Raw genomic sequence first — 14,789 nt, forward strand, 5'->3', positions numbered from 1 at the left:
ACGGTAAGGATCAGTTGACCTGCAACTGGCCGCCGCGGCCAAGACCGCCTTTGACGTCCTGCGCCTTGTAACTGCGCAGCGCCACGACCATCTTGTTGTACGCGTCGATGAACGCCGCGACGGTGGCCTTGCCTTCGGGCGTCTTCGAAAAGCCGCTCAGGCCGCCGCCCGCCGTACCGCCGAGCCCTGACAACGCCGCGCCATAATTGGTCGCAGTGGAGTTGCCCTCCGCCGCTGAAATCTGCACGGCCGAGCGCACGTCGAACAGCGTGAGCGTCACGACTGACGCCTTCGATTGCATGCCGCCCGCAATCTTCGCGATAGCGGCGTTGCCCACCAGGCCGCCGAGCACGCCGCTGACACCGCCGATCGCCGAGTCGTTGATGACGATCTGCGGCTCCATGTAGTAGTCGGCGGCGACGCGTTGGCCCTTCTGCTGTTTGGAGCCAGCACGGTACTCGCCGGAACTGCGCTGCAACGATGTGATCCGGCTCAGACGCGCATCGGTCTTCTGATTGCCGATCGACGTGATGACGAAGCAATTCGATTGCTGGACGGCGAGCCGCAGCAGCGGTTCGATCGTCGTGACCTGGGTGGCGCTGCCGAATGGGCCGAACCAGTCGGCGTTGCGGCCATCGTCGACTGCGATCGTGCCGAGTGGCGCGGTGCAGCGTTGCAGCGTTTCTTCAGCGCCCGCGCTGACTGCGCCGCCTGCCGCGCCCGACACGCCCGCGCTTTGTCCCCCGGTGGACACCATGCCGCCGCAAGCGCCGAGCGTACCGATCATGATGATCGAGAGCACGCTCTTAACTGCCGGATGTTGGGTAATGAGAGTCATGTTGTAGTGTGCGTAATGGATGGTTCGACATGGGGGTGCGTCGACTTCGACCGTCGACTCAACCCGGATAAAGCCTCGACGACAGCAGGCGGTTCGCTTCCGGCTGCGGGGATCTAAAAGCCTGTTAATAGCCGTACCACGCGCGCTCGCGCCAATAACCGTGATACGCGTAGCCCGCATTCCAGTAGCCGTAGTAAACCGGGCGCCATTCGGTTTGCCACCGGTAATAGTCTTCATCGGATTGCTTTGCGGCTCTTGCTTGCGCGAGCAACGTCTTCGATTCCTGATCGCCGCGGCCCGCCGCCATCAGCAGCCATTTTTCTGCTTCGCGCGGGTCCGCTCCCATCTCTTCCAGACCGAACAGATAGAAACTGCCCAGCGCTTTTTGCGCTTGCAGGTCGCCGCCCTCGGCCGCTTTTCTCATCCACACCAGCGCCTGATAGCTGTCCTGGCGCGTACCGTCGCCGCGAAAATAACGCAGACCAAGGTCGTAGGCGGCGCGTGGGTCGTGTTCGGCCTTCTGCTTCAATGCGTTGATGCGCGCGTCCTGATCGACGTTGCTGGCATTGCTCGAGGTGTCGAATGTCTGCTGGTTCTTCGGTCGATCCGAGCATCCCTGGTCGTCGCAAATGCGCACGACGTTGCTTGAATTCGAAGTGTGGGCGCAGGCTGACAAGGCCAGGATTGCACAGAGTGCGAACTGGCGAGACTTCATTTTTCGAACCCCGATTCTCGTTGGAATGGACGTCGGAATAGCACTGCGCGACACGCGATACAAACGGCGATGCGTGCCCGGAATGCGCAGTTGCAGTGAGAGACGAAGCCCTCGACGTGCGTGCTATTCCTGACCGGTCAGGCAGGAAAAATGTTAGCAGCGTTGTGCGGCGCGTTTTGGCCTGTGCGTCTCGATTACTTGACTGTGCGTCTCAAGCGCCGCTATTTGTCGAGCTTGTCGAGCACTTCCCGCAACGAACCGGGTCGTGACGAGACATGGCGCCGTGTTGGTGCAGGTTGCCGATCGCGCTGCATGCCGAGGTCGCGCGCTTCTGTCGGCGAACAGCCGAACGCCTGGCGGAAGCTGCGGCTAAAGTGCGACTCGCTCTTGAAGCCGTATTGGAACGCGAGCGTGGAAATGCGCTGATCGCGGGCTGTGCCGCTTTCGAGCAGGTCGCGAATCGCAGCGAGGCGCCGCTGCTGGATGTAGAAGGCGACGCCGGATTCGCGCGAAAACAGCCGGTATAGCTGCGCGCGCGAAACGCCCACTTCCTTGCAGATACGCAGGGGATTCAGATCGGGAGAGGTGAGGTTCGCATCGATAAAGCGGCGCACGCGCGTCATCATCGCCCGGTCGATTTCTCCTTCGGCCTGGGCGAGTGCTTCGACAGACGGCGCCAGCGTGGCCGAGATCATGGCCAGCGTGGCCTGCTCGACGTGCGGCATATCCGTCGGCGACAGATTCGGCAGTTGACGGCGCAGCGAATACAGATGATCGGCGAGCAGCGAACTCATCGGCCCATGCAGAATGGTGCCGTGCAGCCTCGCGGACTTGACGCGTTCGGGCAGCAGGTCGCGCGGCACGGTCAGAATGATCGTGTCGCCGGCAACGATCTCCGAGTCGAGTTCGGACGCCAGATCGAGGAGGTAGATTGTCGACGGTTGCGCGTGGATCGGCTGCCGTCCCGCATATCCCGCCAGTGAATGCGTGATGCCAAGGCACAGATAGAAATGATCGAGTCCGTCGCTGCGGAGCATTTTTGTCGACCGTTTGACACCATAGGCTACCGGTTCACCCTGACCCGACCACGTGCCGCATCCCATCAATAGCGAACCGACATAACCGGTTGTCAACCTGTAGTTGAAGCGCGCCGATGCCGATTGATCAATATCGACATCGAATATCGCATTGACTTCGTCTCGCCATACTTCAAATCGTTGATCGCTTGGATAAGTGCCGGTATCGAAATGATATAGATACGGATTCACTAGTTGGCTCCCGCGGCGGCTTGATATACGTGACAGCGCTTTATCTGGCCGCGCTATTCTACGGTGATTTGCCGCTCTGTTCAGGCGGACTGAAATGCTGAATTGAAATGTTTAAATCGGCAGCCAATTTCTGTGTGGTGAATTGTTAAATGCGTTAAATGCGTTAAATGGAAACGAATGACAATTGGAAAAATATTCTGATTGAAGTGTGTTAAATCGCAATTCGGAATAATTTCCCCGTGCCGCGACCGGGCCCGGTCTTGCAGATCAGGAGAGGAGCGGTAATCCGCCGTGACAAAAAGCCGCTCAAGTTCCCGATCGACGCGCCGTCATTCGTATCAGGGCCTCACGGTCTTCGCGAGAGCCTTGGCTAATTCCTTTCTGCACGCTTAACGTGACTGCCTGGCAATATGTTCGAAAAAATTACGATCCGTGCCCGCCTTGCGCTGGCGATGAGTTTTCTCGGCGTTCTCCTGATCGCGGGAGGCGCAATGGGTATCGTCGGTGTCAATATGACAAACGGCGATCTTAAGCACCTGTATTCCGATCAGCTTTCATCCTCGCGCAAGCTCAGTGAGGCGAGTGTCGCGCTGGCAAGATCGCGGCTGTGGCTGTTCCGCATTGCGCTCAATCCCGACGTTCCCGACGTCGCGAAGTTCGTGCAGAACGCGCGAGATCAGCTGGACAACTCGCGCAAGGCGTGGGATGCCTATCGCAGCCTGCCTTTCGCAGACGACGCTGAAGCGAATCAGGCCAACGAACTGAACGGCAAGCTCCAGAACCTCGTGACAACCGGCTACGAGCCGATCTTCCAGGCCATCGCGACGCGCGACGGCGCGAGCATCCGGAGCGCCGTGCAGAATTCGTCTTCGGCGCTCTATCAGGATGTGACGGGCGGCATCGACACGCTGCAGAAGAAGCAGGCCTCCGTCGCCGCGACGACCTACGAACGGGCGCAAGCGCGCTTCGACTGGTTCGTGACGATTGCCGTCGCGGGCGTCGCCTTTGCGCTGATTGCTGCCGCGCTTGCATGGCGCTCGTTGCAACGCGCGATCGGCGGGCCGCTGCAGGAAGCGCTCGCGCATTTCAAGGCGATCGCGAGCGGCGACCTGACCGCGCGCGTCGAAGTCCGCTCCCATGACGAAATGGGCCAGTTGATGAGCGGCCTTCAGGCGATGCAAGACAAGCTCGTCGAAATGATCGGCACGGTCAGAGAGAGCGCGAGCGCCATCGACACGGCCGCGCAGGAAATCGCGGCGGGCAACACGGATCTGTCGCAACGCACCGAGGAACAGGCCGCATCGCTCGAAGAGACGGCTTCGAGCATGGAGCAGTTGACGGCCACCGTGCGGCAGAACGCCGACAATGCGAAGCGCGCCACGCAACTCGCGGGCACGGCCTCCGACACCGCGCAGCGCGGCGGCGAGGTGGTCGGCCGCGTGGTCGAGACGATGCAGGGGATTTCATCCAGTTCGTCGCGCATGAACGAGATCATTGGCACGATCGAAAGCATTGCTTTCCAGACCAACATTCTCGCCCTCAACGCGGCCGTCGAGGCGGCGCGCGCAGGCGATCAGGGGCGCGGCTTCGCGGTCGTCGCCTCGGAGGTCCGCACGCTGGCGCAGCGAGTCGCGACGGCCGCGGGCGAGATTCGCGGCCTGATCGGTGAAGCGACGTCGCGCGTCGATACGGGCGCGACGCTCGTGCGGGATGCGGGCGGCACCATCGACGCGATCATCCGCGACGTCGCGCGCGTCAACGACATCCTGCAGGAAATCTCGTCCGCATCCGAGGAACAGAGCACGGGTATCGGCCAGGTCAACACCGCGGTCAACCAGATGGACCAGGTCACGCAGCAGAACGCGGCGCTCGTCGAACAGGCTTCGGCGGCTGCGCAATCGATGGCGCATCAGGCACGCGGACTGAGCGACGCCGTGTCGATCTTCAGGGTCGGTGCAACGGCCTGAGTCCGATCGTCGTGCGGCGATGGACGCCGCCCACGCATCGCGGGACGGGATCTGCTCCCGTCCGTCAACATGGCTCGGCGGGAAGGCCAATTCCCGCACACGCGCTCGCTCGCCGAACCTCCCGCGGCGTCGCCCACGCGACATGTCCGCCTTTCCCGCCACGAGAAGCATAGCTGGTATGCACTGCCTGCAATGAGCAGGCACGACTGCAACCGCATAATCCTTGAACGCCAACTCGCGTGAAGCGTGAATTCCGCACGGCATTCCGCCGCGACCGCGTATCGACGAGCACGACAGCAACAACAACGACAGGCCTTTGCCTGATGGAGATAAGCCGCATGCAACCGTGGTACAGCACCATGGCGCCAGCCCAGCGCCGCACCTTCTGGGCGTGTTTTCTCGGTTGGGTTCTGGACGCGATGGACGTGCAGTTCTTCGCATTCGTGATTCCCACGTTGTTGACGGCCTGGGGCATGACGAAGGCGCAGGCCGGCGTGATCGGCACCTCGGCGCTGGTGTCGTCGGCGATCGGCGGCGTGATTGCGGGCGTGCTGGCCGACCGGATCGGACGCGTGGCCGTGCTCAAGCTGGCCATCTTGTGGTTCTCGCTGTTCACAGGCCTGTCCGCGTTTACCAACGGCTTTCATGAACTGCTGATCACGCGCAGCCTGCAAGGGCTCGGCTTCGGCGGCGAATGGGCGGCGGGCGCGATCCTGATCGGCGAAGTGGTCGACAAGCGCATTCGCGGACGCGCGGTGGGCACGGTGCAAAGCGGTTGGCCCGTGGGCTATGCGCTTGCCGCGCTTGCGTACTGGAGCCTGTTCGGTCTGCTGCCCGAACATATGGCGTGGCGCGTGCTGTTCCTGATCGGCCTGCTGCCGGGGCTGCTCGTATTGTGGATGCGCCGTAACATCGACGAATCGGAAGCCTTCCAGTCCGCTGCGACGTTCCGCAAGAACAGCAACTCGTTCGGCACGTTCGCGCGCATCTTCGCGCCGAACGTGCTGTCGCGCACGCTGCTCGCTTCGCTGATGGCGGCGGGCGCGCTCGGCGGCAACTACACGATCCTCACGTGGCTCGTCACGTATCTGCGCGAGACGCAAAGCCTGACGGTCAATCTCACGACGCTTTATCTCGGCGTCAATATTTTCGGTTCGTTCTGCGGCTACATCGGCATGGCCTACTTGAGCGACGCGATCGGACGACGCTGGACCTTCGCGCTGTCCGCACTCGGCGCGGCGCTCACGGTGCTGGCCTACACGCGGCTGCAACTGCCCATGACGACGCTGCTGATCCTCGGCTTTCCGCTCGGTCTGTTCCAGTCGGGCATCGTCTCGGGCATGGGCGCCTGTTTCACCGAACTCTTTCCCGCGGAGATCCGCGCGTCGGCGGGCGGGTTCTCGTACAACTTCGGACGCGGCATCGGATCGCTCGTCCCGGCAGCCGTCGGCATCACGAGCGCCTCATTGGGCCTCGCCAAGTCGATCGGTGTGTGGGCTGCGCTGTCGTACGTGCTCGTTCTGATCGTCGCCGTGTTCCTTCCGGAAACCCGCAATATGGAGCTTGAATCTCATGTCTGACCAAGGACAGCCGCGCAACGGCGGCCGCATTCTCGTCGATGCGCTCGCCAGCAATGGCGTCGACACCGTCTACTGCGTACCGGGCGAAAGCTATCTCGCCGTCCTCGATGCGCTGCACGACGCGCACGGCATTCGCACCATCACGACGCGTCACGAAGGCGCGGCGTCCAACATGGCCGATGCGTACGGCAAGCTGACGGGCCGCCCCGGCATCTGCTTCGTGACGCGCGGGCCGGGCGCCACGCATGCCGCCAACGGCGTGCACACGGCCAGCGAAGACTCGACACCGATGATTCTGTTCATCGGCCAGGTCGAACAGAACTTCATCGGGCGCGGCGCGTTTCAGGAAGTCGATTACCGCCAGATGTTCGGCGGCATCGCGAAGTGGGTGACGGAGATCGACAGCATCGAGCGCATTCCCGAGATCATGGCGAAGGCTTTCAGTGTCGCGATGTCGGGGCGTCCGGGCCCCGTCGTGATCGCGCTGCCCGAGGACGTGCTGTTCGGCTCGGCTGCCGTCACCGATGCACCGGCGGCGCGGGTCGTGCAGGCCGCGCCTTCCGTGGCCGCGCTCGGCGAATTGCGCGCGCTGCTGGAACGCGCGTCGCGTCCGCTCGTAATCGTCGGCGGCACGGGCTGGGATGCCGACGCGACGGCCGCGTTCAAGCGCTTCGTCGTTGCGAACCATCTGCCCGTCGCGGCATCGTTCCGCCGCCAGGACCTGTTCGATAACCGCGATCCGCATTACGTCGGCCAGTTGGGACTCGGCGTATCGCCGAAGCTCGCGGAACGCGCGCGCGCTGCGGATCTGCTGATCGTCGTCGGCTCGCGGCTCGCGGAGACGACATCGTCGGGCTACACGCTGTTCGAAAGCCCGACGCCGAAGCAGACGATGGTCCACGTGCATCCCGATCCGCAGGAGCTGGGCCGCGTCTATCAGGCGCGTCTGCCCATCAACGCCGGTTTGCGCGAGTTCGCGCTGGCGCTCGACGGCGTTGCGCCCGTCGCCTCGCAAGCCTGGCAGCAGTGGACGACGGATGCGCGCGCCGACTATGTGGCGCATTCGACGCCGCCTGCGCCATCGGCGGAAATCGCGGGCGTGGATCTCGCGCAGGTCGTCGGTCATCTGAGCGAAGTGCTGCCCGACGACGCCGTCATCGCGAATGGCGCGGGCAACTACACGGTCTGGGTGCATCGCTACTATCGCTATCGCCAGCCCGCCACGGAACTGGCGCCGACCAACGGTGCGATGGGCTACGGCTTTCCTGCTGCGATCGCCGCATCGCTGCGCGATCCGAAACGCAGCGTGGTCTGCTTCGCGGGCGACGGCTGCTTCATGATGTATCCGCAGGAACTGGCGACGGCAGTGCAGTTCGGTGCGCCGCTCATCGTCATCGTCGTCAACAACGGGATGCTCGGCACGATCCGCATGCATCAGGAGCGCGAGTATCCGGGGCGCGTGTCGGCAACGCGGCTTGAGAATCCCGATTTCATCGCGTTCGCGAAATCGTTCGGCGCGCACGCGGAACGCGTCGAGCGCACGGAGGACTTCGCTGCCGCGTTCGAACGCGCGCAGAAGGCAGGTGTCGCGGCGCTGATCGAACTCGTCACCGATCCCCGGCAGATCACGCCGACCAACCGCCTGAGCGCAGCATGAGGCCGACGATGGAAATCCGTGGCGAATTGATCATGGGTCAGGACGCGTTCAAGGCGCGCGGCGGCGACGTGTACGCGATTGCAGCGGCCTCGGGCGAGCGCCTGGAGCCTGCCTTCGGCGCGGCGACCGACGACGACGTCGAACGCGCCTGTACGCTGGCCGAAGAGGCCTTCGATGCCTATCGCCAGTTGCCCGACGAGCAGCGCGCGCAGTTCCTCGATGCCATCGCGCAAGAGATCGTCGATCTCGGCGCGGCGCTGACGGAGCGCGCTCATCTGGAAACGGGATTGCCGCTGCCGCGTCTCGAAGGCGAGCGCATGCGCACCGTCGGTCAACTGAAGCTGTTCGCGAGTCTCGTGCGGGACGGCCGCTGGCACGGCGCTGTGATCGATGCCGCGCAGCGGCAGCGCACGCCGCTGCCGCGGCCCGATCTGCGTCTGCGGCGCATCGGGCTCGGCCCGGTGGCCGTCTTCGGCGCGAGCAACTTTCCGCTGGCGTTCTCGGTCGCAGGCGGCGATACGGCTTCGGCGCTGGCTGCCGGTTGCCCCGTCGTCGTAAAGGCGCATCCGTCGCATCTGGGCACGTCGGAACTCGTCGCGCGTGCGATTGCAAAGGCGGCGCGCGACACGGGCATGCCCGACGGCGTGTTCTCGATGGTGCTCGGCGACGGCATCGCGATCGGCGAAGCGCTGGTGCGTCATCCCGCGATCCAGGCCGTCGGCTTCACGGGTTCGCGCCAGGGCGGGCTCGCCTTGCAACGCATCGCGCAGAGCCGCCGCGAACCGATTCCTGTCTACGCGGAAATGAGCAGCATCAATCCCGTCGTGGTTCTGCCCGCGGCGCTCGGCGCGCGCGGCGCCGCGATCGCACGCGAGTTCGTCGACTCGCTGACGCTCGGCGCGGGACAGTTCTGTACGAACCCTGGTCTGGTCGTCGCGATCGAAGGGCCCGCGCTCGATGCGTTCTGCGCAGCGGCTGTCGAAGCGCTGACCGCGAAGCCGGCGACGACGATGCTGTCGTCAGGCATTCATGGCGCATACTGTCGTGGCGTGGAGCGTCTGTCGACGCGCAGCGGCGTCACCAGACTTGCGGCAGGCAAGCCGGCGAGCGGCGCTAATCAGGCCGTTGCTGCATTGCTGCGCACGGACGCAGAAAGCTTCCTCGCCGATGAATCGCTCGAAGACGAAGTGTTCGGTCCGAGTTCGCTCGTTGTTGCGTGCCGCGACTTCGACGAGTTGCATCGTGTGTTGCGGCGTGTGTCGGGACAACTGACGGCGACGGTCCAGCTCGACGAGGACGACCACGCGCTGGCGGGCAAGCTGCTGCCTACACTCGAACGCAAGGCCGGGCGTGTGCTGTTCAACGGTTTCCCGACAGGCGTCGAGGTCAGCTATGCGATGGTGCATGGCGGACCGTTCCCGTCGACGTCGGACAGCCGCACGACATCGGTCGGCGCATCGGCCATCGACCGCTTTCTGCGGCCCGTGTGCTATCAGGCCGTGCCGGATGCGCTGTTGCCCGAAGCGCTGCAGGCGGACAATCCGCGTGGGATCTGGCGTCTGGTGGATGGTCAACTGGTGCGCGACCAGGTGAAGTAACGACCCAACGACGCACGGTCACGCTCGCAGGGCGACGCGCTACCGTGCGACAGCTTTACGCCTTGCTGGCCGGATGCAACGTCGTGTTCGGCCAGCTGCCATCGCCGGAGAGATCGGCGACGAGATCGCGGATCATCTGCGCGACATGCCAGACGCCTTCCGGCATCACGCGGTTCTGCGGCCAGGCAAGCGCGACTTCGCGTTGCACCTCTGGGTCTGTCAGCGGAAAGCATCGCACGCGTCCGGACGCCACTTCTTCGACCACGGCAGCCGCCGGCAACACGGTCGAGCCGCACTGCTCGATGACGAGACGCTTGGTGATCGAGATGGAGCCGTCGCATTCGAGCGCGATGTTGGGCGTGAACCCATGGCGTGCCGCCAGCGATTCCACCAGTACGCGCAAGCCGTGATGCGTGCTCGGCAGGATCAGCGGCACGCCAGCGAGCCCGCTGACGGCAAACGGCCCCTCCGGCAGCGGTGACGCGGCGGGCGTCACGAGGCACACCTGTTCCGACAGCAGCGTGTCGAACTGGCTCGCGCCCGGATGCTCGGGCACGTACATGACGGCGAGATCGACATCGCCATCGTTGAGCCAGCCGAGGATATGGGTCGCCAGTCCTTCGACGAAGCGAATCCGCGTGCCCGGATAGCGCGCTTTCAGCCGATGCCCGAGCCTGCCGAACATGATGCGGGCGATGGTGGGCTGTGCGGCGATGGAGAGTGTGGCGGGCCCGCGCTTGCCGCTGTCCTGCATCGCAATGCGCGCTTCGTCGAGCGTTTTCTCCATCGCGAGCGCATAGCCGAGCAACTGTTCGCCATGCTCGGTCAGCCCCACGCCGCGTCCGCTGCGACGAAACAGCCGCACGCCGAGTTCGGCCTCCAATATGCCGATGCGCCGGCTGATGGTCGACTGGTTGGCGCCGAGATCCATCGCGGTGCGCGAGATGCTGCCCGTTTTTGCGACGCGCGCGAACAGCTCGAGATCATCTGAGTTCATGGCTTCGTGTGATGAGTGTCGACGGCAAACCGTTCGGCGGTGAACGGTTGAAAGGTGCGGCGCGCTCGATTGTAATCAGTCGCGGCGGCGCGCGTCCGTTATCCGTCACATCCGGTTTCAAGAGCGCACGAATCCATGCAGTGCGTCGACGTCCAGGCACGGAGGCGTGGCCGGATAAACCGGCCACGCCTCCGTCTCTACGTCATGCCTATTCAGCCGCGATTACGCCTGCATCTTCGCAGACGTAGCCCAGTGCTTCGGCAACTTCAGGACAGGTCACCTTGCCAAACGCCACATTCAGGCCGCGCCGCAGATGTTCATCATCCGTGAGCGCCTTGCGCCACCCTTTGTCTGCAATCGACAGGACAAAGGGCAGTGTCGCGTTGTTCAGCGCATAGGTGGACGTGTGGGGCACGCCACCCGGCATGTTCGCGACGCAGTAGTGAACGACATCGTCGACCAGATACGTGGGCTCCGCATGCGTCGTCGGCTTCGCGGTTTCGCAGCAGCCGCCCTGGTCGATCGCGACGTCGACGATGACGGAGCCTGCGCGCATCTGCTCGACCATCTTGCGCGTGACGAGCTTGGGCGCGGCAGCGCCCGGCACCAGCACGCCGCCAATCACGAGGTCGGCATCGAGCACGTGCTGCTCGATATTGTCCTGGTTCGAGTAGACGGTGATTACGCGCGCGCCCAGCAGCCGGTCCATGCGCCGCAGCGCATCGACGTTGCGGTCGATCACCACCACCTGGGCGCCCGTGCCGACGGCCATCTGCGCAGCATTGCTGCCGACTACGCCCGCGCCGAGGATCACGATTTTCGCTGACGGCACACCCGCCACGCCGCCGAGCAGGATGCCCCGGCCGCCGTGCGCGCGTTCCAGGCAGAACGCGCCCGCCTGGATCGACATGCGGCCCGCGACCTCCGACATCGGCGCGAGCAGCGGCAATCCGCCGCCGCGCTGTGTCACGGTCTCGTAGGCGATACAGACCGCGTTGCTCTTCACGAGATCGGCGCATTGTTTTGGATCGGGGGCGAGGTGCAAATACGTGAAGAGAACTTGCCCTTCGCGCAGCATCGCGCGCTCTCGCGCTTGTGGCTCCTTCACCTTGACGATCATGTCGGCGGCCGAGAATATCGCCTCGGCATTCGGCGCGACTCGCGCCCCAGCCGTACGGTATGCATCGTCGGACGCGCCGATGCCCGCGCCCGCTCCCGTTTCTACGCTCACCGTATGTCCGTGCGCGACGATCTCACGTACCGACGACGGTGTGAGACCGACGCGATATTCGTGATTCTTGATCTCCTTTGGAACGCCTATATGCATTTTTGCCTCCTGTATGGAACTGCGTGCCAGCCATGCAGACGCGTCAATCGTCAGATGTTCACCACGGCAGCGAATAGGTCTTGGTATTGGTGAAGCTCTTCATCGCCTCCTGCACGCCTTCCTTATAGCCTAGGCCGGAATCCTTCACGCCGCCGAAGGGCGTGAGTTCCAGGCGGTAGCCGGGCACCTCGCGCACGTTGACGCTGCCCACCTCCAGTTCTGAAATGAAACGTGTGATGTAGTCGAAGCGGTTCGTGCAGATCGACGAGGACAGCGCATAGTCCGTGCTGTTCGACATGCGGATCGCTTCGTCGATGTTGCCAAAGCGCATGATCGGCGACACGGGGCCGAAGGTTTCGTGCTTGACGAGCGGCATGTCCGGCGTCACGCGATCGACCACGGTGGGCGAATAGAGCGCGCCGTCGCGCTGATTGCCCGCCAGCAGGCGTGCGCCGCGCGCGAGCGCATCGTCGACCTGCCGCTCGCAGAAACGCGCGGCGGCTTCGTCGATCACGGTGCCCATATCGACGGATGTATCGGCGGGATTGCCGTATTTCCACGCACGCGTCTTGTCGACGACGAGGTCGGTGAAGCGATCGGCAACGGCTTCATGGACCAGTATCCGCTTGATGGCCGTGCAGCGCTGTCCCGAGTTCTTGTACGAGCCCGAAACGGCGAGCGTGCTGGCCTCGTCGAGATCGGCATCTTCCATCACGATGATGGGATCGTTGCCGCCCAGTTCCAGCACCGCGCGCCGGTAACCCATGCGCGACGCGATCGACTTGCCGATCGACACGCCACCTGTGAAGGTGATCAGATCGATGGCGGGATTCGTGATCAGTTCATCCGCTATCACGGCCGGGTCGCCCGTCACCACCTGCAGCATCTGCACGGGCAGGCCCGCTTCGTAAAGGATGTCGGCGAACAGATAGCACGACAAAGGCACCTTTTCGGACGGCTTCACGACGATGCGATTGTTGGTCGCAATCGACGGCACGATCTTGTGCGCGACCTGGTTCATCGGATGATTGAAGGGTGTGATGGCGGAAATCACGCCCAGCAGCGGATCGCGCTGCGTGTACACGCGGCGCTTCTTGCCGTGCGGCGTGAGATCGCACGAAAAGATCTGGCCGTCGTCCTTCATGACTTCGCCTGCGCCGAACATGAGCACGTCGGCGACACGTCCTGCTTCGTACGTCGAATCCTTGATGCACAGACCGGCTTCCGCCGTGATGAGCGCGGCGATCTCCTGGGTGCGCGCCCGCACCGCATCCGCCGCGCGCCGCAGGATCGCGGCGCGCTCGTAACGCGTCAGCGCCGGACGATACGCGCGCGCAACCGCGAATGCGCGGCGCACGTCGTCGAGCGTCGCTTTCGGTACGGTGCCGACCAGCGCGCCGTCATACGGGCTGCGCACTTCGATGACTTCATCGCGCCAGATCTTCTCGCCGTCGATCCGCAACGCTTCGTGGCGAACCTGCGCGTGTGACTTCGTCGTGTCTGCAATAGCGTTCATGAGCGTGTCCTGATCACTGGAGATGGTTGAGTGCGATATCGATGACGTCGAAGTTGCGCAGCCGCGCGCGTTGCGCGGCAGACTTCGCAACGGGCTGGCTGAAGATCAGCGGCACGCTCTGCTCGGCGAGGCCGCCGTGCGAGCGCAGCGGCGCGTCGAGCCCCGACAGGTCGTGGCGGATGCGTTGCGTACCGAGCACGACGTCGCGCCTGGAAATTACGATCAGGTCGCCCATCCGCGCGGGCGGCAACTCGAACCGCTCGCAGCCTTCTTCGCTGGTCAGCACGAGTTCGATGCCGGGTTCGGCCGCGAGCTTGCTGCGCAATGCCTCGATATCCGCCGACTCCGGCAGGTACACCGTCGCGAACGAACCGAGCGCGCCGTGATGCACCACGTACGGATCGGTGATGGGCAGGATCACGCGCGCCGCGTCCTTGCCGAGCCATTCGTCGAAGCGCTCCTGCAGATAGATCACATTCGGCTCGCCGTCTTCGTTGTGTTTCGCGTTCATGCCGTGGTCGGCCGTGATCGCGACGATGGCGCCCAGTTCGTCGAGCCGCTGCAGGTAGCCGTCCATCATCTGATAGAAGGCGTTCGCGCCGGGCGTACCGGGCGCGCACTTGTGCTGCACGTAGTCGGTGGTCGACAGGTACATCAGATCGATTTCGCGCGTTTCCAGCAGGCGCACGCCCGCTGCGAACACGAACTCCGACAGCTCGGCGCTATAGACGCTCGGCACCGGCTTGCCGACGAGTTCGAGCACAGCGTCGATACCGTTTTCTTCGAGCGACGCCTCATCCGCTTTCTCCGATGAAAAGCAGATGCCCTTCAGGCCCTTGCCGAGCAGGCGGCGCAGCTTGTCCTTCGCGGTGACGACGGCAACCTTCGCGCCCGCCTCGGCGAAGCGCGCGAGCACGGTTGGCGCGACGAGGTATTTCGGATCGTTCATCAGCACCTCGGTGCCGCTCTCGCGATCGAAAAAATAATTGCCGCTGATGCCGTGCACGGCGGGCGGCACGCCCGTCACGATCGACAGGTTGTTCGGGTTCGTGAAGCTCGGCACCACGCAGTCGCCCTTGAGCGCAGTGGCCGGTTTCAACAGCTTGCCGATGAAGGGCGCGACGCCCGCCGCGGCGGCCATCTCCAGATATTCGTAGGCGCAGCCGTCCACACAGACCACGACGACGGGCCTGCGCATCCAGTTGTAGCGGCGGCCGTTCACTTCGACGGATGCAGGGGATGTGCTCATTCGCTTCTCCTTTGACCAGGGTAATCCGGGAATTGATGATGTGGCGTTGTGTGGCATTGTGCGGCAATACTTGACAT

General features: G+C 63.9%; 11 protein-coding genes. 4 read left to right on the plus strand and 7 right to left on the minus strand.

Features of this window, described 5'->3' with window-relative positions:
- Nucleotides 1-10 precede the first annotated feature (10 nt).
- The 3 genes from PPGU16_RS29930 to PPGU16_RS29940 form a co-directional block, all read right to left on the minus strand.
- Entirely contained in the window at nt 11-787 is a 777-nt protein-coding gene (locus PPGU16_RS29930; protein WP_180727100.1) for a hypothetical protein, read from the minus strand.
- A gap of 175 nt (nt 788-962) precedes the next feature.
- Nucleotides 963-1,553, minus strand: a complete 591-nt coding sequence (locus tag PPGU16_RS29935) for a tetratricopeptide repeat protein (RefSeq protein WP_180726361.1) — start codon at nt 1,551-1,553, stop codon at nt 963-965.
- A gap of 221 nt (nt 1,554-1,774) precedes the next feature.
- Nucleotides 1,775-2,590, minus strand: coding sequence for a helix-turn-helix domain-containing protein (locus tag PPGU16_RS29940; RefSeq protein ID WP_238270588.1), 816 nt, complete (start codon nt 2,588-2,590; stop codon nt 1,775-1,777).
- A gap of 641 nt (nt 2,591-3,231) precedes the next feature.
- Between PPGU16_RS29940 and PPGU16_RS43115 the strand changes: the two genes are divergently transcribed.
- From PPGU16_RS43115 to PPGU16_RS29960, 4 genes are all read left to right on the plus strand, one after another.
- Nucleotides 3,232-4,788, plus strand: coding sequence for a methyl-accepting chemotaxis protein (locus PPGU16_RS43115; protein ID WP_180726363.1), 1,557 nt, complete (start codon nt 3,232-3,234; stop codon nt 4,786-4,788).
- 338 nt (nt 4,789-5,126) lie between these two features.
- Nucleotides 5,127-6,368: an MFS transporter gene (locus PPGU16_RS29950; RefSeq protein ID WP_180726364.1), complete on the plus strand. Its 1,242-nt coding sequence runs from the start codon at nt 5,127-5,129 to the stop codon at nt 6,366-6,368.
- Entirely contained in the window at nt 6,361-8,025 is a 1,665-nt protein-coding gene (locus PPGU16_RS29955; RefSeq protein ID WP_180726365.1) for a thiamine pyrophosphate-binding protein, read from the plus strand. The genes PPGU16_RS29950 and PPGU16_RS29955 overlap by 8 nt, the downstream gene beginning before the upstream one ends.
- A gap of 8 nt (nt 8,026-8,033) precedes the next feature.
- The gene (locus PPGU16_RS29960) at nt 8,034-9,623 is read left to right on the plus strand and encodes an aldehyde dehydrogenase (NADP(+)) (RefSeq protein ID WP_180726366.1); all 1,590 of its coding nucleotides are present in this window, start codon (nt 8,034-8,036) and stop codon (nt 9,621-9,623) included.
- Between the two features lie 55 nt (nt 9,624-9,678).
- On the opposite strand, the gene PPGU16_RS29965 is transcribed toward PPGU16_RS29960, so the two are convergent.
- The 4 genes from PPGU16_RS29965 to phnA form a co-directional block, all read right to left on the minus strand.
- A complete protein-coding gene (locus PPGU16_RS29965) occupies nt 9,679-10,620 on the minus strand; it encodes a LysR family transcriptional regulator (protein WP_180726367.1) in 942 nt (313 codons plus the stop codon).
- A 208-nt stretch (nt 10,621-10,828) separates the two neighbouring features.
- Nucleotides 10,829-11,947: an alanine dehydrogenase gene (gene ald / locus PPGU16_RS29970; protein WP_180726368.1), complete on the minus strand. Its 1,119-nt coding sequence runs from the start codon at nt 11,945-11,947 to the stop codon at nt 10,829-10,831.
- Between the two features lie 58 nt (nt 11,948-12,005).
- Nucleotides 12,006-13,463, minus strand: a complete 1,458-nt coding sequence (gene phnY, locus PPGU16_RS29975) for a phosphonoacetaldehyde dehydrogenase (protein ID WP_180726369.1) — start codon at nt 13,461-13,463, stop codon at nt 12,006-12,008.
- Between the two features lie 13 nt (nt 13,464-13,476).
- Nucleotides 13,477-14,712: a phosphonoacetate hydrolase gene (phnA, locus tag PPGU16_RS29980; RefSeq protein ID WP_180726370.1), complete on the minus strand. Its 1,236-nt coding sequence runs from the start codon at nt 14,710-14,712 to the stop codon at nt 13,477-13,479.
- Nucleotides 14,713-14,789 lie beyond the last annotated feature (77 nt).

This window comes from Paraburkholderia largidicola, assembly GCF_013426895.1.
Lineage (GTDB): Bacteria > Pseudomonadota > Gammaproteobacteria > Burkholderiales > Burkholderiaceae > Paraburkholderia > Paraburkholderia largidicola.

Coding starts and splice junctions, on each gene's coding strand:
- PPGU16_RS29930 (WP_180727100.1), bottom strand. CDS start 787: ATGATCGGTACGCTCGGCGCTTGCGGCGGCATGGTGTCCACCGGGGGA.
- PPGU16_RS29935 (WP_180726361.1), bottom strand. CDS start 1,553: ATGAAGTCTCGCCAGTTCGCACTCTGTGCAATCCTGGCCTTGTCAGCC.
- PPGU16_RS29940 (WP_238270588.1), bottom strand. CDS start 2,590: ATGCTCCGCAGCGACGGACTCGATCATTTCTATCTGTGCCTTGGCATC.
- PPGU16_RS43115 (WP_180726363.1), top strand. CDS start 3,232: ATGTTCGAAAAAATTACGATCCGTGCCCGCCTTGCGCTGGCGATGAGT.
- PPGU16_RS29950 (WP_180726364.1), top strand. CDS start 5,127: ATGCAACCGTGGTACAGCACCATGGCGCCAGCCCAGCGCCGCACCTTC.
- PPGU16_RS29955 (WP_180726365.1), top strand. CDS start 6,361: ATGTCTGACCAAGGACAGCCGCGCAACGGCGGCCGCATTCTCGTCGAT.
- PPGU16_RS29960 (WP_180726366.1), top strand. CDS start 8,034: ATGGAAATCCGTGGCGAATTGATCATGGGTCAGGACGCGTTCAAGGCG.
- PPGU16_RS29965 (WP_180726367.1), bottom strand. CDS start 10,620: ATGAACTCAGATGATCTCGAGCTGTTCGCGCGCGTCGCAAAAACGGGC.
- ald (WP_180726368.1), bottom strand. CDS start 11,947: ATGCATATAGGCGTTCCAAAGGAGATCAAGAATCACGAATATCGCGTC.
- phnY (WP_180726369.1), bottom strand. CDS start 13,463: ATGAACGCTATTGCAGACACGACGAAGTCACACGCGCAGGTTCGCCAC.
- phnA (WP_180726370.1), bottom strand. CDS start 14,712: ATGAGCACATCCCCTGCATCCGTCGAAGTGAACGGCCGCCGCTACAAC.